General features: G+C 52.1%; 22 protein-coding genes and 1 riboswitch. Of the genes, 17 read left to right on the plus strand and 5 right to left on the minus strand.

The annotated features are described in order from the left end of the window. Window positions 1-102: 102 nt before the first annotated feature. Window positions 103-1092, minus strand: a complete 990-nt coding sequence (locus CLV58_RS17375; protein ID WP_106139101.1) for a site-specific integrase — start codon at window positions 1090-1092, stop codon at window positions 103-105. Window positions 1093-1385: 293 nt separating this feature from the next. On the opposite strand from CLV58_RS17375, the gene CLV58_RS17380 reads away from it, so the two are divergent. The 6 genes from CLV58_RS17380 (at window position 1386) to CLV58_RS17405 (ending at window position 6110) form a co-directional block, all read left to right on the plus strand. Next, window positions 1386-1628 carry a type II toxin-antitoxin system prevent-host-death family antitoxin gene (locus CLV58_RS17380; RefSeq protein ID WP_012931394.1) on the plus strand — a complete coding sequence of 81 codons (243 nt, stop codon included), beginning with the start codon at window positions 1386-1388 and terminating at the stop codon, window positions 1626-1628. Window positions 1629-1829: 201 nt separating this feature from the next. Beyond that, window positions 1830-1893, plus strand: a riboswitch (Fluoride riboswitch). Between the two features lie 237 nt (window positions 1894-2130). Further along, window positions 2131-3489, plus strand: a complete 1359-nt coding sequence (locus CLV58_RS17385) for a voltage-gated chloride channel family protein (protein WP_012931393.1) — start codon at window positions 2131-2133, stop codon at window positions 3487-3489. Between the two features lie 12 nt (window positions 3490-3501). Next, window positions 3502-3897 (plus strand): DUF190 domain-containing protein, encoded by a 396-nt coding sequence (locus tag CLV58_RS17390; RefSeq protein ID WP_012931392.1) that lies wholly within the window; start codon window positions 3502-3504, stop codon window positions 3895-3897. A gap of 11 nt (window positions 3898-3908) precedes the next feature. Beyond that, window positions 3909-4352 (plus strand): universal stress protein, encoded by a 444-nt coding sequence (locus CLV58_RS17395; protein ID WP_012931391.1) that lies wholly within the window; start codon window positions 3909-3911, stop codon window positions 4350-4352. A gap of 40 nt (window positions 4353-4392) precedes the next feature. Continuing rightward, a complete protein-coding gene (gene eno / locus CLV58_RS17400) occupies window positions 4393-5676 on the plus strand; it encodes a phosphopyruvate hydratase (RefSeq protein WP_012931390.1) in 1284 nt (427 codons plus the stop codon). Between the two features lie 80 nt (window positions 5677-5756). Then, on the plus strand, window positions 5757-6110 hold the full coding sequence (locus CLV58_RS17405; protein WP_106139218.1) for a hypothetical protein: 354 nt from the start codon (window positions 5757-5759) through the stop codon (window positions 6108-6110). Window positions 6111-6357: 247 nt separating this feature from the next. Here the strand turns inward: CLV58_RS17405 and CLV58_RS17410 are convergent, their stop codons facing one another. After that, window positions 6358-7134: an MIP/aquaporin family protein gene (locus tag CLV58_RS17410; RefSeq protein ID WP_106139102.1), complete on the minus strand. Its 777-nt coding sequence runs from the start codon at window positions 7132-7134 to the stop codon at window positions 6358-6360. Window positions 7135-7388: 254 nt separating this feature from the next. On the opposite strand from CLV58_RS17410, the gene CLV58_RS17415 reads away from it, so the two are divergent. The 5 genes from CLV58_RS17415 (at window position 7389) to CLV58_RS17435 (ending at window position 11582) form a co-directional block, all read left to right on the plus strand. Then, complete coding sequence (locus tag CLV58_RS17415; protein ID WP_012931387.1) at window positions 7389-8069, plus strand: response regulator transcription factor; 681 nt, start codon at window positions 7389-7391, stop codon at window positions 8067-8069. Next, complete coding sequence (locus CLV58_RS17420; protein WP_012931386.1) at window positions 8066-9364, plus strand: sensor histidine kinase; 1299 nt, start codon at window positions 8066-8068, stop codon at window positions 9362-9364. The genes CLV58_RS17415 and CLV58_RS17420 overlap by 4 nt, the downstream gene beginning before the upstream one ends. A gap of 51 nt (window positions 9365-9415) precedes the next feature. Further along, complete coding sequence (locus CLV58_RS17425; protein WP_012931385.1) at window positions 9416-9901, plus strand: DUF305 domain-containing protein; 486 nt, start codon at window positions 9416-9418, stop codon at window positions 9899-9901. Between the two features lie 8 nt (window positions 9902-9909). Further along, the gene (locus tag CLV58_RS17430; RefSeq protein WP_012931384.1) at window positions 9910-10323 is read left to right on the plus strand and encodes an EamA family transporter; all 414 of its coding nucleotides are present in this window, start codon (window positions 9910-9912) and stop codon (window positions 10321-10323) included. 80 nt (window positions 10324-10403) lie between these two features. Then, window positions 10404-11582, plus strand: coding sequence for an ATP-binding protein (locus tag CLV58_RS17435; protein ID WP_012931383.1), 1179 nt, complete (start codon window positions 10404-10406; stop codon window positions 11580-11582). A gap of 173 nt (window positions 11583-11755) precedes the next feature. Here CLV58_RS17435 and CLV58_RS17440 read toward each other — a convergent pair whose 3' ends face one another. Together CLV58_RS17440 and CLV58_RS17445 are read right to left on the minus strand one after the other, a co-directional pair. Continuing rightward, the gene (locus tag CLV58_RS17440; protein WP_170108731.1) at window positions 11756-12487 is read right to left on the minus strand and encodes a phosphatase PAP2 family protein; all 732 of its coding nucleotides are present in this window, start codon (window positions 12485-12487) and stop codon (window positions 11756-11758) included. A 67-nt stretch (window positions 12488-12554) separates the two neighbouring features. After that, complete coding sequence (locus CLV58_RS17445; protein ID WP_106139103.1) at window positions 12555-12983, minus strand: hypothetical protein; 429 nt, start codon at window positions 12981-12983, stop codon at window positions 12555-12557. Window positions 12984-13192: 209 nt separating this feature from the next. Here CLV58_RS17445 and CLV58_RS17450 point away from each other — a divergent pair, with 209 nt between their 5' ends. From CLV58_RS17450 to CLV58_RS17470, 5 genes are read left to right on the plus strand one after another with little or no spacing between them, the layout of a single operon-like run. Beyond that, window positions 13193-13597 carry a PepSY-like domain-containing protein gene (locus tag CLV58_RS17450; protein WP_041618072.1) on the plus strand — a complete coding sequence of 135 codons (405 nt, stop codon included), beginning with the start codon at window positions 13193-13195 and terminating at the stop codon, window positions 13595-13597. Between the two features lie 2 nt (window positions 13598-13599). Continuing rightward, on the plus strand, window positions 13600-14919 hold the full coding sequence (locus tag CLV58_RS17455; protein ID WP_106139105.1) for a TolC family protein: 1320 nt from the start codon (window positions 13600-13602) through the stop codon (window positions 14917-14919). Then, on the plus strand, window positions 14894-15835 hold the full coding sequence (locus CLV58_RS17460) for an efflux RND transporter periplasmic adaptor subunit (protein WP_106139106.1): 942 nt from the start codon (window positions 14894-14896) through the stop codon (window positions 15833-15835). The genes CLV58_RS17455 and CLV58_RS17460 overlap by 26 nt, the downstream gene beginning before the upstream one ends. Further along, window positions 15832-19017, plus strand: a complete 3186-nt coding sequence (locus CLV58_RS17465; protein WP_106139107.1) for an efflux RND transporter permease subunit — start codon at window positions 15832-15834, stop codon at window positions 19015-19017. Before CLV58_RS17460 ends, CLV58_RS17465 begins: the two co-directional genes overlap by 4 nt. 40 nt (window positions 19018-19057) lie before the next feature. Beyond that, the gene (locus tag CLV58_RS17470; RefSeq protein WP_245882368.1) at window positions 19058-20287 is read left to right on the plus strand and encodes a glycoside hydrolase family 28 protein; all 1230 of its coding nucleotides are present in this window, start codon (window positions 19058-19060) and stop codon (window positions 20285-20287) included. 304 nt (window positions 20288-20591) lie between these two features. Here CLV58_RS17470 and CLV58_RS17475 read toward each other — a convergent pair whose 3' ends face one another. Continuing rightward, complete coding sequence (locus tag CLV58_RS17475) at window positions 20592-21335, minus strand: substrate-binding domain-containing protein (RefSeq protein WP_012931375.1); 744 nt, start codon at window positions 21333-21335, stop codon at window positions 20592-20594. A 220-nt stretch (window positions 21336-21555) separates the two neighbouring features. Between CLV58_RS17475 and CLV58_RS17480 the strand changes: the two genes are divergently transcribed. Then, complete coding sequence (locus CLV58_RS17480; RefSeq protein ID WP_106139109.1) at window positions 21556-22077, plus strand: AraC family ligand binding domain-containing protein; 522 nt, start codon at window positions 21556-21558, stop codon at window positions 22075-22077. The last annotated feature ends 3 nt before the right edge of the window (window positions 22078-22080 follow it).

Here is a 22080-nt window from a genome sequence, read left to right on the forward strand (position 1 = left end):
TGCAGAGTTGAAAAAATTACATTAGTTGGCAATTTAGACGGTTGATTTACGGATTACAAGCCGTTTAACATTTAGCATTGGTAATGGCTTTCGGAATTCGCTTTACCAGCCTAACTTCTTAGCCGCGTTATGCTGCTTGATCGAATCTAATCGGGTATACCTTCGGATCATGGCGCTGGTTTTGTGCTTGGTCTGTTGCATGATTTCTGAATCATCAGCCCCGTTGAGCTTGGCCGTTGTCACAAATGAGGCCCGCATCGAATGCGCTGAGAATCGGTCACCCATATGCTTTTTAACAATGGCTCCAATCGACTGATCTGTTAATCGCTCCTCGGTTAGTTCGTTGCCCTTTCGTATTCTTACCAACAAGGGGCCATTGGTTCGTTCCAGCAGAGCTACCCATTTCTGTAATGTACGCACGGGACAAATCTGAGCATCGGGACTATAAAAAAGGGCCTTTTCTTCTCGCTGTCCCATTTGATTGGTTTTACTTCCGTAGTATGTAATAACCACACCGTCCTCACCAAAATGAAGTTGCTCGACATTGAGCGCCACCAGCTCCGACCGGCGAAAGGCCCCCGTAAAACCCAGCAGCAAAACGACTTTATCACGCAGTGGTCCAAACCGGGGTACCCCCTTACTATCGGTGACAAGTTTACGCAGAATACCTTTCAACTGATTAGCGCCAAACGCAGGTGCCTGCTCAGCATGGGTACCATGTTCCCGCTGGATACCTTTCAGTGTCGCCTTTAACCAGCGATCATCGACCGGGCTGGGTAGGTCAAGCAATTCATGCCATTTGCGCACGGCCGAAAGTCGACGCGCGATAGTTGCCCACTTGCGCTTCGGACCCAGGGCTGATACATACTCTCCCAACACAGCCGACGTAGCGGGCAAAGCGTCCACCCCCTGCTGCTGGCACCAGGTAGTATAATGATTTAGGTCAGCTCGGTACGCTCGCTCGGTATTAGCCGCTCCCTGTAACCCTTTCAGCAAATACTTCTGCTGGTCCCCACTCAACTGAGGCAAAGGGACCAACGAAAATGGATCGTTTTGCGTAATAGGCAAAAAGGACACAGTTTGCTTATCCATATATTACAGTCAATGTTAACAAACCTACGAATTACGCATAAGATACACAAACATTAAAGCAGCTAAACATTCATTTTGTACTTTACTATCGATAACATTTACTTATCAATACTAAAATGAATTTAAGTTTATTTTACAAATGACTGTAATTGAATAAATAACAAGTATAATAATATTATATGTTATCAGTTTTTAATACTTTTCTATAAATTTATTTTAATGTAATTAATCGCTGATTACATAAAGGGCTTAAAAACTTTTTATGCACTTTTGCATTAACATAACTATGCACAATGGAAAATGTAGCCATGAACGAATTTCGTCGGCAGGTTGGTGAATACATTAACCAGACCTATTATGCAAATAAGTCTTTCGTGCTGACAAAAGGACAAAAGAGGGTAGCCGCTTTAGTACCGATAGCTATACTTGACCGACTATCTGAACTAGAATCCTTTTACAGTCAAACGTTGGCAGATCGTCAGCAAGCAGATGCATCTGTTGACAAAATCAGCGAAACAGATAAAGAAACCGTTTAACGATAGTCACCCATTGTGCATACCAGATAAGGATATCTATGATTTTGTACAATGATAGCGGGTTTAGTACGAAAGGGAACGAACTACTTTTTTAGACGTTGACTTAAATAGAATCCGGACGAAACGGACCACCTCCAATACTTACTTGTCGTTCAGTATTTAATCATTAAGAAACTATTTCGGCGCATCCATTGTAATAGACCTATCAAAGGTGATGGAGTTCGCCTGGAACCGCCCTCAAAAAGCTGATAACTCCTGTATTCGTTTCCCCGAAACAGGACGTTTGTATGCTCAGCTTTTTCATCACCCCAATCTATTCATTTTCTATGCCGGCTGATGTGTCTGCCTGTGGCTGGCCCTCATCGTCACGGCTGTTCAGTTTTCCGCGCGGTTCCCCGCTTCGGACAGGCCTTCTTGTATCCCCCTAATTCTATCTCACCCCATTCTGACGGCTTGAGTCGCTTGGCTATTGCCTGGTTCGACAAAAACTCATGAATCAATAATGAAAACAACCCTTCACTACGTTCAGGATCACCTCAGCCTCCTGCGATTTTTAGGAAAATGGTTTCTGCTGATTTTGCCGGTGGCCCTGCTTAGCGGTACGACCAGCGCTTTCTTTTTGTGGGCGCTCGACGAAGTTACCCAGCTTCGCTGGCAACATGGTTGGCTACTCTACGGGCTGCCATTGATTGGCGTTCTGATTCTATGGCTCTATCAGAAGGGCGGTAAAAATGCGGAACGGGGGAACAACCTACTCATCGATGAAATTCATCAACCGGGCGGGGGCGTACCCGGGCGTATGGCTCCCCTGGTGCTGCTAACGTCGCTGTTGACCCACCTTTTTGGCGGCTCAGCCGGTCGGGAAGGCACCGCCGTTCAGATGGGGGGTAGTATCGCTGGGGTGCTGGGCCGACAGCTCAGGCTCTCGGAAGCCGATTTGCGCATCCTACTGATGAGTGGGATTGCCGCTGGTTTTGGCGCCATATTCGGCACTCCCCTGGCTGGGGCTGTCTTTGCCCTGGAGGTGCTGACCATTGGCAAGCTGCGGTATCAGGCCCTGATTCCCTGTCTGATGGCCAGTATTCTTGGCGACATTACCTGCGCGGCCTGGGGCATTCACCACATCCATTATCAGGTTGCCTTTTCGCATACGGCCATCCCGACCTTTTCGGTGCCGAATGGCTGGCTACTAACTAAAGTGGCCCTGGCTGGCGCTTTATTTGGCCTGGCAGCGCTGGTCTTCTCGGAACTGACGCACGGACTGCAACGTCTCTATAAGACGTATTTGCCGTCAACGTATCTCAGACCTATTATTGGGGGTGTCTTATTAATTGGTTTAGTGTGGCTGGTAGGCACCCGCGACTATCTAGGATTGGGGGTGGTTAGTCAGCAGCCTAACGGCATTTCCATTCTCAATGCGTTTCATTCAGGTGGGATAACTCCCTGGAGTTGGTTCTGGAAACTGTTGTTTACGGCCATCACCCTCAGCAGCGGCTTTAAAGGGGGCGAGGTAACCCCGCTCTTTTTCATCGGCGCCTGCCTAGGCAATCTGCTGGCTGGTTGGTTTAATGCGCCCGTCGATTTATTCGCAGCCCTGGGCTTCATCGCCATCTTCGCTGGGGCTTCTAATACTCCGCTTGCCTCGACGCTGATGGGCCTGGAGCTGTTTGGCTCCGACAATTTGATCTTTTTTGCGATTGCCTGCTTTGTGGCCTACTTCTTCAGTGGCCATACCAGCATCTATTCCGCCCAACGGCTGGGCGTGACTAAATCAACGGGCCGAGATATTGTCCACCAGGCTCCCTTGAGCCGCATTCAAACGTTACGCCGGAGGGCCTTTACCGGAAATCGGATCGACTAATCAACCAAAGCAATGCCAACCTTACATAAATCGGAACTGGGAAAATTACGGATTTACCTGACACCCACCGACAAGTTACCCGCACCGGGTTTGCTGGGACGACTGCTGGGCAAGCCGCTCGCCCGGGAGCTGATTCACCGGGCTAAAGCGGCCGGAATTCTCCATGCGACGATTCATCATTCGCAGTATGGCTATACCAACCGGGGCGCTTTACAGGACGATCATCCCGAACAGGGTAACCCCCGCTTGAATATTTACGTGGAGCTGATTGACCACAAGGACGCCCTGGAAGCTTTCTGCCAGCAACAGTATGCGCTGTTGCAACACAAAACGATGGTGTATAAAGCTGCTGAACACTGGTCTTTTCGCGACACACCTACTCCCTCATTAATCACTGACTACTCTTAATTCATACGACAATGGCTTTTCAAAACATACTCATGGCGGTTGATGCCAGTCCGTACTCCCTAAAATCGACGCAGGCTGGCTTTGATTTGGCCCGTTCCTGCGGGGCCGACGTAACGTTGATCTACGTTATTGACCCCGTACTGGAAATGGGTAACATCGACGGTGGTGAGTTTCCCGACCAGGCTCGTCAGCGCGAACGGGCGGCCGGGCAAACGCTCCTGGATAACTTGAAACAAAGCGCGGGTTCGGGCCTGACCGTTCAGACGCTGATGCCCGAGGGCAAACCCGAGGAAACGATCCTGGCTGCGGTTGAGGATGCAGGTGCCGATTTGCTGGTGATCGGCACTCATGACCGGAGTGGACTACTTCACCTGTTGCAGGGTAGTATGACCGATTACGTCCTGCGGCACAGTAAGGTCCCGGTGCTGGTCGTACCGACCCATCTGCAGGACTAAGCGTTTTAATCTCTAGTATTTATTATCTAAACAATTCATCATGAAAATTCAAGACATCAGTGCCCTCGAAGTATTGGACTCCCGGGGTAATCCAACCGTAGAAGCTCAAGTCATCCTGGAAGATGGGAGCTGGGGCCAGGCCATCGTTCCTTCAGGAGCCTCAACCGGCGAAAACGAAGCGGTGGAACTGCGCGATAACGACCCGCTTCGCTACGGCGGCAAGGGCGTTCGGCAGGCCGTTGCCAACATTCAGACCCAGATTCGGAACAGTTTAATTCAGCGCGATTTTATGGATCAGTCGCAACTGGATCATCAACTGATTGAACTGGATGGTACGCCGAACAAGGCCCGATTGGGTGCCAATGCGATCCTGGCCGTTTCGATGGCCTTCGCCCGTGCTCAGGCTCAAGCACAGCAACTGCCGCTCTATCGTTACTTACAAGGGCCCTTTACCGAAGCTGTCTGGTTGCCTGTACCCTGCATGAACGTCATCAATGGCGGGCGCCATGCTGACAACAACGTTGATTTTCAGGAATTCATGATTGCCCCTCATCAAGCCGGGTCATTTGCGGAGGCCATTCAAATGGGTGAAACGGTTTTCCACACCCTCAAAGCGCTGCTCAAGCAACGCGGCCTGAGCACCGGCGTGGGCGATGAAGGTGGGTTTGCTCCCGACCTAAAAGCCAACGAAGAGGCCGTTGACCTGATCTTAGAGGCCATCACCCGGGCCGGGTACAAACCGGGTGAACAGGTCAGTTTATGCCTCGACCCGGCGGCCAGTGAACTCTGGCAGAATGGTCATTACCAATTGAGTAAAAGCACGGGTCAAATCTTATCTACGGAGGCCATGATCCGGCTCTGGGAGGACTGGACGCGTCAATATCCCATCGTTTCGCTGGAAGATGGCCTGGGTGAGCACGACTGGGAGGGCTGGAAAGCTCTGACTGCTACGCTTGGCCACCGGGTTGAGCTGGTGGGTGACGATATATTCTGTACCAACCCGGCACTGGTTCAGCAGGGAATCGACCAGAAAATAGGCAATGCGGTGCTCATCAAGCCCAACCAGATTGGCACAGTGACCCAGACACTCGATACGGTCAGGCTGGCGCAGCAAAATCAGTACCGAATCTTCATCTCGCACCGGAGCGGAGAGACCGTCGACACATTTATTGCCGATCTGGCGGTAGCGACCAGCGCAGGAGCCATTAAAACCGGGTCGGGTTGCAGGGGGGAACGGACCGAGAAGTTTAACCAGTTTTTGCGCATCGAGCATCGGCTGGGGGCGGCTGCTCGCTTTGCGGGCCGGGATGCGTTTGGGCAGTGATTGAATTCAAAACTCGTTAACAAGATGACAACGACTCACTTATTCCCAAACCACCAGCGTCGCCTGGGACCGTATTGCACGTGATTGAACTACGGCTGAATGAGCTGCAGGCTGATTTAACGAATGGAGCCAACGGGCTAACGTATCAGTTGGAACCAGCCCTTTCGGCCGATCAGCAAAAGTTGCTTAACCAGCAGATTCAGGCCATTCGAGACCTGATTGGTCAGCTTGTGCACAAATATGGTCTTTCGGCTCGTCGGCTTGCCTGGTCTCAACGACTCAATGCGTTAAGCTCGTCGCTTTGGGTCGATCTACAGGACAGCCGTTCGGATCAGATGCCAGGGTACGGCGCGTTTACAACCGATGAGCACCCAGCAGACAATGATCAGGAAATAGGCCAGTTGATCCTGCTCATTGGAACGATTCAGACCTGATGAATCCTTGGTCAGACCTTGGCAGCAGGCGAAGAGATCGCCCTGCTTTTACCGTTACCTCCTACACTGAAACGGGCGTAGGAGGTAACAACTTTAACCGCAAATCCTTACCGATCAACTGCTTATGTTTTAATAGTTATTCCAATTCTACTGAACGGCAAAAAGGCTAAAAAGCTTCGCAAAAAAATGCGATTACTCGGTTTTGTGCGAAACTTTCGAATTCGTCAGTTATGCACTACCTATTACGTTAAATACTGGCTGGTTGCTCCTGCCCCCGCAAAAATCCCGTTTCGTCATGCCGGAAATGATACAATTTGGCAATATCCGTTCGCAGCCATTGCAGCACAGGAAGAGCAAATACAAGCAGAGCGCCAAATGTACCCGTTACGGGGGCCAGCCAGTAAAGCCAGTGGTCAGTCCAGATACCGCTCCAAACGGCGGGGCCAAAACTACGGGCTGGGTTGGCGCTGCACCCGGACAGGGGCGCTTCCAAACCGACCAGCACCGAAAACAATGGTGGTATCATGAAAGGGGTATAGGCTTTCAGTCGGTCATGGCTGGTGAACAATAATATCACGCAGATCAGACAAAACGTAACGAATGCTTCACCCGCAAATGCCGTCCCCACGTTATGTCCCGGTACGGTTATTCCTTCGCGTAGACTATCACCCATCGATCCCCATACCGCCAGCGCTTCCGCACCGAGCGTAGCGCCTGCTAGTTGAGCAATAATATAGCCAAACAACGCCCGCCATGGCAGTAAACCTCGTCCAAAAAAAGCGATAGTGACTGCTGGATTCAGATGCGCCCCGCTGATACGTCCCAGGGGCGACAACGTGATCAGGCACCCAACGCTGCCAAACAAAAAGCCGGTAACAAACCGACGCACCATCGCGTCAGGCACGTAACTGGCTACAATACTTCCAGGTCCGAAGTCAATAATGATAAACGATATGCCTCCGAAAATCAGCAAGGCCGTACCAATTCCTTCCGCGATTACCGCTTTCCACTCTTCTGGCTTCATTCAGGTTGTATACCCGGCAACCGGACAGATTCTATGAAGATGTATTGCTATCTTTCGGAAAGGCCGTTAAACAAAGATAACTGGTTTTGAAATGTATACCCGATGGTATTGCGAAAATGGGCAACCAGATTGCCCCCATTAGTCGCCGTGGCTAACTGACCTGGCAATATCACGTGTTTATCTAGTCAAACGGCCGATTTAGGATTGCATCAGAATTGGGCCTTACCTTTAGACTAGTTTGAAAAAATAAGGCGATGAAACTGCTGCTGATTGAAGATGAACCGGTATTGCAACAAACCATTCGAACCTACTTGGAGCGGGAAGGGTACCGGGTCACCACGGCCGATACCTTTTTGCAGGGCTCCCGGCGGGCTAACGACTACGAGTATGATTGTCTGCTGGTTGACATTACGCTGCCGGGGGGTAATGGACTGGACATTATCCGGGAGGTCAAACAGCTCCAGCCTCAGACGGGCATCATCATTATATCGGCGAAGGACGCGCTCGATGACCGCATTACGGGGCTGGACCTGGGGGCTGACGATTACCTGACTAAGCCCTTTCACCTATCGGAGTTGAACTCCCGGCTGAAATCTGTGCTGCGACGACGCTTATTTGCGGGCAGTCAGATCATTACCTTCGGTGCGCTGACGATTGATCCCCAACCCCAGCAGGTGCAGATTCAGGGGCAACCCGTTGAAATGACGGGTAAGCAGTATGATCTATTACTATACTTGATCAGTAATAAAAACCGGCTATTATCGAAGGCGGCTATCGCCGAGCACGTCTGGGGTGATTCGATGGAATTAGCCGACTCACACGATTTTATCTACCAGCACGTCAAGAACTTACGAAAGAAATTGCTGGCCGCTGGTTGCCCGGATTACATCAAGACCCGTTACGGGGCAGGCTACTTATTTACGCTGGATACATGAAACTATTAGCCCTGACCTACCGGTACTACGCGGGACTGGCTCTGGGCGTGCTGGCCCTGAGCGTCCCCGTTTTTTACGGAATCATTCAGTGGTTGGTGATTGTCGATGTCGATGAAGCCTTATTGGCCCGCAAGCAGGAGATTCAACAGTTGGTAGTTAAACGGCCGGCTTCTACTCTACAGTATCTACCCTCAACGGACCCCAACATCCGGTTGTTACGGGTAGCCAGTTGTCCTGGTTCAGACTACTTTCATGATAAGGACTACTATTTACCCTTACTCCAGGAACTCGAACCCCATCGGGAATTAGTCACCTGCCTGAAAGCCGGGGAAGAAGTTTATCAACTCTTTATTCGTCAGTCGCTGGTTGAAGAGGAGGATTTTATGCTAACCATTACCGGTTTGCAAACGGGCCTACTCCTGCTACTCTTACTAGGACTGGGACTGATTAACCGGCGGATTACCCGGTCACTTTGGCAACCTTTCACGGATGCCTTACGGCGGATACGCAACTTCCGGCTCGAAAGTGACCAGGCGCCCAGCTGGTCGACTACTGAGATCGATGAATTTCGGGAGTTGCATCAGTCCCTGACCACTCTATTGACCCGCAACCAGCAGGTGTACACTTCCCAGAAACAATTCACTGAAAATGCCTCTCACGAAATGCAGACGCCCCTGGCCATCATGTCGGCTGAACTGGAAGTGCTTTCGCAAACGGATGACTTGCCCGATGACGCGCTGGATCACGTGCAGAAAGCTGCCAGTGCCGTCAATCGACTGTCCCATATTAACCGGGCGCTATTGCTGCTCACTAAAATTGAAAATATGCAGTATGCCGAGGTGTGTCCCGTCGATATAGGGGCGTTGACCGCTCGATTACTCGACTGGTACGCGGATTTTATTGTCCACAAACAACTGACGTTCCGTCATTTGACGGCCCAGGATACCACCCTTTCGATGAATCCGCAGTTGGCGGACGTACTGGTGGGGAATCTGTTGAAAAATGCGATCCGGCATAACCAGCCAGGGGGCATGCTGACCTGTACGGTGTCCCGCACAATGCTTTGCATTGAGAACACGGGGGATCCGCTGCCCTTTCCGGCCAGCCAGCTCTTTGACCGTTTCGTTAAGAATCCCGCCCTCCCCGATGCGACGGGGCTAGGCCTGGCGATTGTCAAACAGATTGCCGACCGATACGGGCTTCCTCTTCGCTACCAGTTCAACGCAGACCAATCCATACACCGATTTGAGCTGGGGCTACAGCCAAGTCACAGTGCCGCTGACTCTATAATCTAATTCAAACGAGGACCGATTTAATTCAATTCATCTGTTTAAACTGACAACCTTATGAACATGCCAGCAACCGCTAAAGCCCCCATGCAGTCCGGTCATTACGGCCGCTTTTTTCTCATGCTAGGTGTCTCGTTCGTCGTCATGAATGCCCTGACCTACGCCAATCTGGAACAGGCTGACCATTTTTATTTAAGCACAAACCGGCTTTATGTGACCTTCCTGATGATCTCGGCCATGGCCCTTATTATGCTCGGCTTTATGCGGGCCATGTACACGGATCGACGCATGAATCAGCTCATTATCGGCGGTAGCGTGCTGGTATTTGCCACAGCTTTGTTCTGCATTCGGAATCAGGTATTAATCAACGATCAGCGGTTTATGCAGTCGATGATTCCCCATCATTCGATTGCCATCCTGGTCAGCAAACGGGCGGAGTTGAAAGACCCTGAAGTGAAAGAATTGGCCCAATCGATTATCACGGCGCAGGAGCGGGAAATTGCCCAGATGAAGCGGATACTGGTTCGCATGGACCAAAAATAGCTAAGTCGATGTGGTGGACATATGCTTTGCTGTCAGCCCTATTTGCCGCGCTGACGGCGGTGCTAGCGAAAGTCGGTATCAGAAACGTCAATACTGACCTGGCGACAGCCATTCGTACCCTTGTGATTCTGGTGGTGGCTTGGGGGCTGGTCTTTTGGCGGGGCGGTCTGGATGGGTTGCCTACGCTGACTCGTCAAAACTGGTTGTTTCTGGTATTATCCGGTATTGCCACGGGTCTATCCTGGATCTGTTATTTCAAAGCCCTGCAACTTGGCAAAGTGTCGCAGGTAGCTCCGGTCGATAAGCTCAGCGTCGCCATTGCGATTTTACTATCAGTGCTTTTTCTGGGTGAGGACTTAACCTGGAAAACAGCGCTGGGTGCTAGCCTCATCATTGGGGGCACGCTGGTGCTGATTCTTTAACCTCAAAGCTAGTTCTTTCATCCATATTTTTCAACAACTAACCCCGCAAATTTAAAATTTAATTTTAAATTTGCGGGGTTATGATTAATCGACTTATTGCACCTGAATTAGTAGAACTACTGGCGGATCGACCAGCCGTGGCCCTGGTTGGTCCCCGACAGGTAGGCAAGACAACCCTGGTCAATTCGCTGGCGGCTCAGTTTGAAACGCAGCCGCTTTATCTGGACTTAGAATCGAGTCAGGATCTGGCCCGTTTGCAGGATGCGGAATTGTATCTGTCCGACCGTCAGCGGCAACTCGTTATCATTGATGAAGTCCAGCGGATGCCCCAGTTATTTCCCCTACTACGTTCGCTGATTGATCGTCACCGGGTCGCGGGCCGTTTTTTACTATTGGGCTCTGCTTCTCCGCAACTGCTTCAGCAGAGTTCGGAGTCTCTGGCCGGTCGAATTGCTTACCTGGAACTGCAGCCATTAAGCTGGCCTGAGGTAAAGGAGCAACTCCCCTATCAAACCCACTGGCTGCGGGGCGGTTATCCAGATATGCTATTAGCCAATAGTGATCGATCTGCCATCCGACGAATGAATGATTTTATTCAAACCTATGTCGAACGGGATTTACCAGCTCTTGGCTTAGGGGCGTCACCCGCCCGGGTACGTACGCTGCTATCGATGCTGGTAAGTGTTCATGGAAATCAGTTGAATGTTTCCGAACTGGCCCGATCCCTGGGACTGAGTGTGCCCACCATTCAGCACTACCTGGACTTTCTGGAACAGGCGTTTCTCATTCGCCGATTACCCCCATATTTTGTCAACATTGGCAAACGTCTGGTCAAATCACCCAAGCTTTATCTGCGGGATAGTGGTATGTTTCACGCCTTGGCAGCCATTGGCTCACTGGAGGTGCTGAGTGGCAGTCTATACGTGGGTAGTTCCTGGGAGGGCTATGTTGTTCAGCAAGTCATGGCGACAATTGGCTATGATATCCAGCCCTATTTTTACCGGACGGCCGACGGCTCAGAGTTGGATATACTGCTGGTGCAGGGTACCAAGCCCGTCGTAGGCATTGAGATAAAATACACGAATGCGCCTACCCTGAGCCGGGGAAACTACATTGCCAGCCGGGATTTAGGCGATATTCCGTTGTTGGTCGTCACGCCGTCGGCTGACGATTTTCGGTTACAGGAGCACGTGCAGGTATGTAGTCTGCAAACTCTGTGGCAACACCTCAGTGCATACAGTGTTGTCGAGAAGCTATAGCCAACCGGTCCGCTCGCCGATTTTGTCATTCCGTAAAAGTAGTGGCATCATTAACCGCTAAACCGTCCGGGCGATCTTCTCTCGGATACGGTGATGATTCTAAACGTCAGTAACGCATCAATAATTGATCAATGCCGCATCAAATAAACAGGTGAAAGCGGAAGAGAATCTGCCTAAAAAACCGCCATCATGCATACCCCCGTGCTGGAACCTGTGTAAATGGGCACTAAGGCCATGTTCTTTTTGTGAAAGACGACCCGGCGGAGCCATGGATAAAGTTGATAGACCAGCTCGGTTGAGCCGATACCCACCCCCGCACTAAAAAGAACGTCGGCCAGCCAGTGCCGGTTTTTCATTACCCGCAACGCGCCCACTGTCGTGGCCATACCGTAGCCTGCAACGCTGTACCAACCACTACGTTCGCCGTATTCTTGAGCCAGCAGGGCGGCACCCGTGAAGGCAAATGACGTATGGCCCGATGGGAATGACTCGTTACCTACGCCATCGGGCCGGGGGTAGGCAACAGTGTACTTTAGTCCCTGCGTAATCGCCTGTGCGACCCCGTGCGACAAAATAGTAAGAACCACCTGATCCCCAAAAGCGTGCTTTCCCTTTATCCCCAAAGCACCCAGACCCAACACGGCCAGTGTGGGCACAAACTGACCGACATCATCCACATGCGACGAAAAGCCGGGATACCGTCCAACTACCTCTGATTGAACATGGCGGCTGATAGCTCCCTGCGTGATCAGCCCCGCCGTCATCAAGCCAACGGGTACGATGTAGGCCGAGGGTTGAAAAACCGCGCGGGTTGCGGCCGCAGACGCACGGGTTGTATCGGACTGAGCCTGGGTGACAGAAAGCGGAAACGTCGTCAGGATGACTAAAAAAATAAGCTGTTTCATCATCGGGTGTCCTCTATGGTTTTAAAGCCTGATAGTCGCGGCAACGACCATCAGGCTTTCATGAAATCTACTGGCCGATCTTTTTCACCGGTTTGCCCTCGGCGGTAAACAGGTAATCCTTACCCCCCGATTCAGCCTCATAATAACGTTTCCCCATCGCATCGGTAATTTCGGCCGCTTCGACAATGGGTTTTTTCTGACCATCCATATAGCTTCGCACGGATTGGGGAAGCTTCGCTACCGAAATTTCCGTTTCAAGTTCGGTTTGCTGACCGTCTGGGTTGAAAAGCGCCGATTTTTTTTCGCCGTTCAACGTGAATGACACTTCCCAATCTTTTCCTTCCCGATCCCACTTTACCTGCCTGGCTGTAGCGTACGTATTCGTAAACGCCGTTTTTACGGTCCGCGGCACCCGGTTGGTACTCGATGACTGGGCTGATCCATCAGTGAATGTCGCGCCCAAAAGCAGGGCGCTGACAATGACATACGTTTTCATGATTCGATCCTTGCTGTTGGTTATGGCGGTAAACCTACAACCCAAATCTGATGCAATCCTGATGGGAGAATACGATGCCTTACCAATGCTACCTGGACTCCGCTGTTATCAGATTTCCGATAGAATTCACCACTAGGTTTGCCAAGTCTTCACGCTGTTTTCGTAAACCAGATCAAAACTTTATGAGGCATTTAACTCCTTTAGTACTCTTGCTTGGTACACTAACGGGTACAATACAGGCCCAATTAATTCCGGCAAAACAGGTACCTATACCGGTTCAACAGGCACTTAGAAAACTTCATCCAGCGGTACAGCATCTCCAGTGGGAACGAGCGGCCCCGTACTACGAAGCCATTTTTACCCTCAACCAGAACCACCGGGCTATCAAATTCGACGTGAAGGGCCAAGTAGCCGAAACCGAAGTAGGAATACCCATTACCAGCCTGCCGCCAGTCATCTCAACGTACATAAAGCAGCATTACCCGAATGAACGGATGCAGGCGGCTGAAACCGTGACGAAAGCGAACGGGAGCATGCACTATGAGATTCGGATCACGGGCATGGAGGTCGTTTTTGATAAGGCGGGTACATATATCGAAGAAGAGAAAGATTGATCATGGACAGACATCCCTGGTTTTCCAAGCTAACGACGTTACTGGCGCTATCCCTGCAGTTGGGCATGGGAGTCGTACGGGCGCAGGTGGCGCAACGGGGCATAACGTACTATGTCGAGTCCGCCCGGCAGACCTCCCCGCTCCTGCTCGACAACCGGAATCAGCTACAGGCCAATGCTCTCGAAGCCCAGCGGCTTCAAGCCCTGTACACAAAGCCTTTAGTCCAGTTGACCGGAGCGGCCCAGTTCGCCCCCATTGTCTCTACCGACAACGGGGGCGTCAGGCCGGAGCTAAACTCGCGCGGGGCTGACCAGTATATTGGGTATGATCTGGCCGTCTCAAACGGGGGGCTCTATCAGGGCCTGATTAGCGTGAACCAACCCCTTTCCAATCTTTTTCGCGCCAAAGCCTACGCCGAACCGTTTGTCCTGGCTTCCCAGATTGGGCAGACAGTAATTCGGCTTGGCCAGCACGATGTCGAACGGGCCGTTACCGACCAGTATATTCTTTGTTTGCAGGACCGCCTACAGGTGCAATACACCGATAGTTTACTGCAACTGATGGCTGAGCAGCGGGGCATCGTACGAAAATTCGTTGAATCGTCGCTACTCAAGCAATCGGATATGACGCTGGTAGACATCGAAACGGAAACACAACGGAATCTACGGGTCGGCTATCAGACCGCTTATCGGCGCGATGTGCTGGAACTCAATGCCCTGAGTGGTCTTACCGATACGACGGTCGTTGAACTGGCTCCCCTGCAGTTGATGATGAATGCTGACATCGGGCCGGTTGAATCCGGCTTTACCCGGCGGTATGCGCTGGACAGTTTAGCGCTAGGGGCTCAGCAAACCATTTTTGAGTTGCGCTATAAGCCACAATGGAATTTTATCGCTAACGGTGGGCTTAATACGTCCTACTTACCTGATTTGCCTCGCCGATTCGGATTTAGCGCGGGTGTGTCGCTCATCTGGACACTCTACGATGGTCACCAAAAACGCCTGAACGCCCAGCGAACGGCCATTCTCCAGCAAAGCTATGGCAACTACCGCCGGTTCGCGATCAATCAAAATGGCGTGCGTCGGGAGCGGATACGGGGAGAGCTTCGGGGGCTGGAGAGTCGCCTGCTCGTCTACCAGCAGCAAATCGCGGGGTACCAATCGGTATTGGCTTCCTATCGCCGGGAGCTGTTGCAGGGGCAACTTCCCATCATCAACTACATCACGGTCGTCAAAAATATGGTAGCCGTCCGCCGGGATGCCCTACTCCTCGAATCCAACCGACAACTCCTCATCAATGCGTTCAATTATTATAACTGGTAGCCTCTGGCTTACCCTGCTCGTGGCGCTGACTTCCTGTAGCTCCTCCGAACAGACTAATTCCACGACAACTCAGGATCAGATTTCTCCCCGCACGCCGGTGACGGTACAATCAATAGAGCGGGGCGGTATCAGCAACAGTCTGACCCTGTTTGGTACTACCCTCTACCTGCGCCGGAACGCCGTAACGGCACCCGTAGCCGCCTTTATAACCAAGGTCTATATTAGTTTGGGGCAGCGGGTGAAAGCGGGTCAACCGCTCTATCAGCTCGAAACCAAAGAGCGTCGGGCCTTGGGTAATTTATCCGTTGGGGGCGACTCAGCACTATTAGGGCGAATCATCGTCAAGGCGGCCTCGGGTGGTCTGATCAGTACTTTCGATAAGCAACAGACCGGCGATTATGTCCTGGAAGGTACTCAGCTTTGTACTATTGCCGAGGATAATGCGCTAGCTGTTCAGGTCAACGTTCCCTATGAGTACCAGGCATTGGCCAAACCAGGACGTAGATGCCGGGTTCGACTGCCCGATGGGCGCGCTCTGACCGCTATCTTCCAGACGCCTTTGACGACAGTCAATGCACTGGCCCAGACCCAGAGCGTGCTGGCCCGTATGACAAGTTCGGTACCCTTGCCCGAAAACCTCACCGTGCAGGTCGATGTGACGAGCCAGGCCAATGCGCAGGCTCAACTGTTGCCTAAAGCCGCCATACTCAGTGATGAAATGCTCCAGCATTTTTGGGTCATGAGACTAATTAACGACAGTATCGCCGTTAAAATCCCCGTGCAGTTGGGCGAAAAGACCACGACGACTGTCGAAGTGAAAAGCCCCATTTTTGGGACTGGCGATCGGATCATCACAGAAGGCAATTATGGCCTGCCTGATACGGCCCGGGTGCAGATAAACGCTAAGCAGCTATGATCGAACCACCAACCGTATCGGAGCCCGTTCGTCGACCCGACCAACCCAAACGGTCGTATTTCGAGGTGTTTAGCCGCCCCATTCTGTTTACGGGCGTGTTGCTGCTGCTGGCGGGTATCTACGCCTACACTCGGATGCAGACCAATCTGTTTCCCGAAGTGTTGTTTCCGCGCGTGTCCATCATTGCCGACAATGGGCAGCAGCCCATCGACCGGATGATGATTACGGTTACCAAACCCCTGGAAAGCGCCGTGAAAAAGGTCAATGGGGTAACCATCGTGAAAACCAGCACCAGCCGGGGTAGTTGCACCATTGACGTGTTTTTTGAGTGGGGGCAGAATATCTACACCCAGAAGACGCAGGTGGAAAGTCGCATCAACGAGATTCGTAATTTTCTGCCACCCGGGGTGAACCTGTCCATCGAAGCCATGAACCAGTCCCTGTTTCCGGTCTATGGATTCACGTTGGAAAGTGATCGGACCGCGCTAGGTCGACACGGACTGGTGGCGTTGCGTGACAAGGCGAACCTGTTGGTCCGGCCTATCTTCTCCCAGGTACCCGGCATTTCCAATGTCGTGGTGCGGGGTGGCAAGGCCAAGGAGGTTGTCATTCTGCCCGATGCAGTCAAAATGGCCTCGGTCAATCTATCGATTTCGGCGCTGATGACGGCCATCAATGCCAACAACAGTGTCCTTTCTAACGGGTATATGGTCGATTACCGACGACTCTATCTGACCCTGACTGATACCCGTGTGCTGGATGTCGATGCATTAGGGGCACTGATTGTCAAAAATGACGGCACCCGGATTGTTCATCTGTCCGAAGTGGCCCGCATCGAAGTCCAGGAGCAGCAGCAGGAATTTCTGGTAGTCAATGCCAACGGCCATCAGGCAGTTCAGATTGATCTGGTCAAACAGCCAGGTATCAATTTGATTGATTTCGCCAAAAACGCTGAGGCTAAAGCCGTTGAAATCAACCGGATTCTGCCCAAAGGCATGCACGTCAAGCCGTACTATAATCAATCGGCTTTCGTGGGCGATAGCATTCACAGCGTAATTAAAACGATCTATGAAGGGTTGATTCTGGCTATTCTGGTGATGATCGTCTTTTTGCGATCCTGGCGGGCCTCAATGGTGGTGCTACTGACCATTCCTATTACGCTGGCTTTTACGGTGCTGGTACTGTTCGTAGTGGGCATTACGATTAACATTATGTCGCTGGGGGCCATAGCAGCCTCAATCGGTTTGATCATCGATGATGCCATTGTTATTATCGAGCAGATTTACCGGGGACATGAAGAGGAACCCAGGAAGAATAAATTTGCCGTCGTGCAGGAAGCAATTCATACCCTTTTTCCGGCCATGGTTGGCTCTTCGCTCAGTACCATCGTCATTCACTTTCCGTTCCGATTGATGAGTGGACTGGCCGGTAGTTTCTTCCGGGAACTGTCGGATACGATGCAGATCACAATGGTTTGCTCATTTCTGGTAACCTGGCTTCTGCTGCCGGTGCTGCATCTGCTAATTAGCTTTAAGCATAACAAAAATGCCAAACCGATTGACGAGGCCGCCAACGTTCGTCAGCTAAGCTGGCTGACGAACCTGTTCACCAAACCGCTAATCTCCCTCGTATTTGTGGGGTTACTGGGTGTTGGTACCTGGTGGTCTTACAGTCGATTGGAAACGGGCTTTCTGCCCGATCTGGATGAAGGCACGATCGTACTGGATTACTTTACGCCCCCGGGTACGTCCATTCAGGAAACGGACCGGATACTGCGGGAAGCGGAAAAAGTCATTGCTACCCATCCCGATGTAGCTACCTATTCACGCCGAACGGGTATCCGCATGGCCTTTAAGGGCGTCCCCCCCAATTTCGGTGACTATTCCATTCAACTCAAATCGAGCCGTACGAAAACTACGGTCGAGGTCATTGATCAATTGCGCACGCGCATTCACGCCGTGGAGCCGGTTTTAGCTATCTCCTTTGGTCAGCGCATTGCCGACTTGCTGGGTGATTTGATGAGCACCTCCCAGCCAATTGAGATCAAGCTGTTTGGCGATAATTATGCACTGCTTCAGCGTTTATCCAAACAGGCATCGGGAATACTCGAAAAGGTGCCGGGCATCGTCGATGTGAACGATGGTCTGGTGGAAGCGGGGCCATCACTGGTCTTCGAGCCAGATCAGGAAAAATTAAGTCAGTATAAGATTGGGCTAACCGATTTTCAAACGCAGTTAACAGCCTATACGGGCGGGGTGGCCCTGGGACCTAATGCTGCCCAGCCAGTCCCATCACCGGCACAGGCCGCGCTAACGGCGGGTATTCAGGTGGGTTCGTTTCAGGACGGGGAGCAGATGCGTCGGATGGTACTTCGGTTTTCCAACTTTACTGCGAATGATCTGGATAAAATGCGCAACGTGTTGATCTTTCTGCCCGATGGCACCACACGCCCCCTATCGTTTTTCTGTACCGTGAGCGTACTGGCGGGTGAAATAGAGCAGCGCCGGGAGGATCTTAAATCGACTGTTGTGCTCACGGCCCGGCTGGATGCACGTGATCTAGGTAGCGCCATTAAAGAGATTCAGACCCAATTTACTCAGAAATTACCCTTACCACAAGGCTACACGATCGGCTACGGCGGAGCCTATTCGGAACAACAACAATCTTTCAGAGAATTGCTATTGATTCTGACACTGGCCTCACTGTTGGTGCTGGCCGTTCTGATGTTCTTATTCAAAGACTGGTGGCTGTCAGTGTTGGTGTTAGTGTTGTCGCTACTAGGAATTACAGGTTGTATTGCGGCTCTTTTTCTGACGAATATTCCCTTGAACGTCAGTAGTTATACCGGTATTATCATGATCGTGGGAATCATTGCGGAGAACGCCATTTTTACCGTCAATCAGTTTGAGCACACGCTGGCCCGCACCGGCGACGTGGAGGCATCGGTTAACTACGCCATTGCTTTGCGATTGAGACCTAAACTGATGACAGCCGTTGGTGCCATTCTGGCCTTAATGCCCTTGGCCCTTGGTTTTGGACTAGGAGCTCAGATGCAGCAGCCCCTGGCCGTAGCCGTCATTGGGGGCTTTGTCGTGGGGCTGCCGCTGCTATTACTGGTTTTGCCGACTCTATTGCGACTGCTTTATGACTGGAAAAACTCTATGTCTGTGCACCCGTTATAGAAAGCAAAGTATTAATCAATCAGCTTCATTGGTCTGTTCTATGAGAACTATAAAATATAAATGGCTCCCAGCGTTCATACTAAGTGGTTGGTTATGGATGCTGTTAGCCTGTAGTCCGCAGGCTCAATCAAATCCTACTCCCACGTCGGTAACGCTTCACCTATTAGCCGACGGCACAACTGATCAGGCCAAATCCCTGCAACAAACCATTGACTCCTGCGGAGCGACCGGGGGTGGTACGCTGATTGTACCAGCCGGAAGATACCTGATCAGTCCTATCAGCCTGTGCAGCCGCGTTAATTTGCAACTAGCTTCAGGAGCCACGCTACTGGCCAGTACCAACGCGGCCGACTATACTCCTAAACTACCCAACCTAATCAATGGCGATTCCCTGACCGACGTGAGTCTAACCGGGACAGGTACCATTGACGGTAATGGGGCCGTCTGGTGGCAACGGTTTATCGACAGTGGTAAAACCCTGAACCGGCCACGCCTGATTTACCTGACCCGCTCCAGAAACGTAACCATCGATGGGCTGACGCTGATTAATTCGCCGTCGTTTCATCTGGTTCCCAGTCAGTGCCAGAACGTAACGATTCAGAACCTGACCATCACCGCCCCGTCCGACTCCCCCAACACGGACGGCATCGACCCGGCCAACTGCACCCACGTCCTGATCCAGAACTGCACCATTGACAATGGCGACGATAACATTGCTATCAAAGGCGGACGCAGTAATGGGCAGATCGTTCAACCCTGCCAGGATATCCAGATTCGGAACTGCCGGTTTCTGCACGGGCATGGCTTATCAGTAGGGAGTGAAACCTCCAGTGGGGTATCGAGTGTCTCGGTAATCAACTGCACGTTCACCGGTACGACCAATGGTATTCGCATTAAGTCGCAACCAGGATTGGGCGGGGCCATTCAGAACCTGTCGTACAGTCAGATTACCATGACCAACGTGACTAATCCGTTGATCATCGATCTGGCCTATTCGCTCAATAATAACAATGGCTACGCGAGTGACATCCCGTCGGTGTCGGGCCTGACCATCGACCAACTAAGTGTGACGGGCGCCAAAAACGCGGGGAGTCTGGTAGGGTTGACCAATAGCCTGCTCCAGAACCTGACTTTATCAAACCTGCAAATCAGCGCCCAGACGGGACTGGTGTTGCAAAACGCCCGCAATATAACGATGAGCGCCTACCGTATTCAGGTTAGCAGTGGGCAGTCGGTCATTGCTCAGAACGCTACGGGTACTGGCTTTTGATGAAATAACGGCTTCGTGCTTCAACCAATTTTTAGTAGGTTTATCGAGTTGGTAGCGAATTTATGGATGCTGATTAGTTGGGCAAATGCAGGTAAACGAAGAAGTGATTCTGTTTTTTTTCGTCCTTAAATGGAGATTTCGATGAAACTGATCATCTCATTCCGAAATCGACTGACCACCTGTTTCGCTCTAAACTGACCACTTTAATCCCCTTTCCAACAAAGTGTTAGCTGTAATTTGATGAGCACCACTGGTGGTCAAAATGCTACGGAATCCACTGGTCAATACCTCTGAAATCTCCAGCTTAGTCCCAGCCCCATTTTTTAAATATTCCATGCCCAGCTTCGGAGCGCAGAAAATCGACAAACTGCCGGACTATAGCGGGTTGGCGAGTCGTTTTGCTCAGGGCAACGGGCGTGCCCCGGTAAACCGTTTCCGCAGCGGGCAACCGCACTAGGTCCGTCTCGGCCGTCAGCCGGTTGTGCCACGACGAGTAGGTGATCCAGGCATCGTAGCGGCTGTCCTGCTTCCAGGCGGCAATGCCCAGTGCTGAATTGGCAAACGACTGGCCGATGTTGGCCTGAATGCCGCCAATCAGCTTCTGCCGCCCGGCAAGATCTTCCCACAGCCCTAGTTGCCCCGCTCCGTTGACGTCCAGTAGCGTAATACCAGGGCGGGTCAGGTTGCGCAGGGTCTTGATGCCTTTGGGGTTGCCCGGACGGACCAGGATGGCTGCGGCCCGGCGGTAGAGTTCCGTGCGGCTACCGGCGTCGATGAGGTCAGGGTGGGCGGCTGTCAGTTGGGTCAGCATATATTCCGAGCCACCAAAGAACAGGTCGGCCCGCTGCTGCGCCTGCGGGAGCCAGTTGGCTTCGGGCCCAGCAATTACTTTAACCGGGTGGCCGGTTTGCTCGCCAAACAGCGTAGCGCATTCATTCATGGGACCCAGTGGTCCGCCGGGGCCGTAAACGTACAGCGTGTCGGTCGTGGTTTGGGCATCGGTCAGCAGGGGTGTCGTCATCAGCAGGGCGATTAACAGAGTTTTCATAGGCGATTTGTGGTTTTGGCGGCTAAATCCGGCATGGACTTATCCGCTATTTCTGGGGCAAAAGTGCGCCCGCCCGCTCAGTAATGTTCATGCTATTTCTGAATGGCCCCTTACGAATGGTGATTGGCACAGGTAGTCAAATTGGTGGACCTTTACCCCGGCTAACGAACAACGTTGTATCAAAATAACGTTGATTATTGACTTATTAAACTCCTTGTCCATGACTTTTTCAGCCACGAAAATCCAGCCGTTCAGCTGCTGGCTGCTGCCGCCTGACGACCAGCCCACGTCCGATGCCGTTCACCTCATCCGACACGACGGCTCGGCAGGTCCTAGCCGCCGGGAAGCCTACCCGCAGCCCTATCAGCTGCTGATGCTGGTGGTGGCTGGGACCGTCGTACAGACCGTCGATGAGCAGGTCTGTCTGCTTCAGGCTGGGGAACTCTGCTACGTGCGACCCGGCCAGGTGCAGGGCTGGACAATGGACGAGAACACCCGCGCCTACCTGCTCTTCGTCCGTCCCACGCCGGGCCACCAGCCCGCCGATCCAGGGACATACCGCTGGTCGTTACCACCGACCGATTTCCGGCTGGGGCTGCTCGACCGGCTTTTCGGGCAGCTTCACGCCGTCTGCCACGCGAGTGGGGCTAACCGGCCGGAGCGGGTCACCGGTCGGCTGCGGCCGTTGCTGGGCTGCCTAGACCGGCTGCTGGCCGATACAGCCCGCTACCAACCCGATTAACCA

Origin of the sequence: Spirosoma oryzae (genome assembly GCF_003002825.1) — a bacterium.
In the GTDB taxonomy this organism is placed as follows: Bacteria; Bacteroidota; Bacteroidia; order Cytophagales; family Spirosomataceae; genus Spirosoma; species Spirosoma oryzae.

Excerpts from the sequence above, each read along its gene's own strand:
- CLV58_RS17375 (WP_106139101.1), bottom strand. The coding sequence starts at position 1,092 with ATGGATAAGCAAACTGTGTCCTTTTTGCCTATTACGCAAAACGATCCA.
- CLV58_RS17380 (WP_012931394.1), top strand. The coding sequence starts at position 1,386 with ATGGAAAATGTAGCCATGAACGAATTTCGTCGGCAGGTTGGTGAATAC.
- CLV58_RS17385 (WP_012931393.1), top strand. The coding sequence starts at position 2,131 with ATGAAAACAACCCTTCACTACGTTCAGGATCACCTCAGCCTCCTGCGA.
- CLV58_RS17390 (WP_012931392.1), top strand. The coding sequence starts at position 3,502 with ATGCCAACCTTACATAAATCGGAACTGGGAAAATTACGGATTTACCTG.
- CLV58_RS17395 (WP_012931391.1), top strand. The coding sequence starts at position 3,909 with ATGGCTTTTCAAAACATACTCATGGCGGTTGATGCCAGTCCGTACTCC.
- eno (WP_012931390.1), top strand. The coding sequence starts at position 4,393 with ATGAAAATTCAAGACATCAGTGCCCTCGAAGTATTGGACTCCCGGGGT.
- CLV58_RS17410 (WP_106139102.1), bottom strand. The coding sequence starts at position 7,134 with ATGAAGCCAGAAGAGTGGAAAGCGGTAATCGCGGAAGGAATTGGTACG.
- CLV58_RS17415 (WP_012931387.1), top strand. The coding sequence starts at position 7,389 with ATGAAACTGCTGCTGATTGAAGATGAACCGGTATTGCAACAAACCATT.
- CLV58_RS17420 (WP_012931386.1), top strand. The coding sequence starts at position 8,066 with ATGAAACTATTAGCCCTGACCTACCGGTACTACGCGGGACTGGCTCTG.
- CLV58_RS17425 (WP_012931385.1), top strand. The coding sequence starts at position 9,416 with ATGAACATGCCAGCAACCGCTAAAGCCCCCATGCAGTCCGGTCATTAC.
- CLV58_RS17430 (WP_012931384.1), top strand. The coding sequence starts at position 9,910 with ATGTGGTGGACATATGCTTTGCTGTCAGCCCTATTTGCCGCGCTGACG.
- CLV58_RS17435 (WP_012931383.1), top strand. The coding sequence starts at position 10,404 with ATGATTAATCGACTTATTGCACCTGAATTAGTAGAACTACTGGCGGAT.
- CLV58_RS17440 (WP_170108731.1), bottom strand. The coding sequence starts at position 12,487 with ATGAAACAGCTTATTTTTTTAGTCATCCTGACGACGTTTCCGCTTTCT.
- CLV58_RS17445 (WP_106139103.1), bottom strand. The coding sequence starts at position 12,983 with ATGAAAACGTATGTCATTGTCAGCGCCCTGCTTTTGGGCGCGACATTC.
- CLV58_RS17455 (WP_106139105.1), top strand. The coding sequence starts at position 13,600 with ATGGACAGACATCCCTGGTTTTCCAAGCTAACGACGTTACTGGCGCTA.
- CLV58_RS17460 (WP_106139106.1), top strand. The coding sequence starts at position 14,894 with ATGCGTTCAATTATTATAACTGGTAGCCTCTGGCTTACCCTGCTCGTG.
- CLV58_RS17465 (WP_106139107.1), top strand. The coding sequence starts at position 15,832 with ATGATCGAACCACCAACCGTATCGGAGCCCGTTCGTCGACCCGACCAA.
- CLV58_RS17470 (WP_245882368.1), top strand. The coding sequence starts at position 19,058 with ATGAGAACTATAAAATATAAATGGCTCCCAGCGTTCATACTAAGTGGT.
- CLV58_RS17475 (WP_012931375.1), bottom strand. The coding sequence starts at position 21,335 with ATGAAAACTCTGTTAATCGCCCTGCTGATGACGACACCCCTGCTGACC.
- CLV58_RS17480 (WP_106139109.1), top strand. The coding sequence starts at position 21,556 with ATGACTTTTTCAGCCACGAAAATCCAGCCGTTCAGCTGCTGGCTGCTG.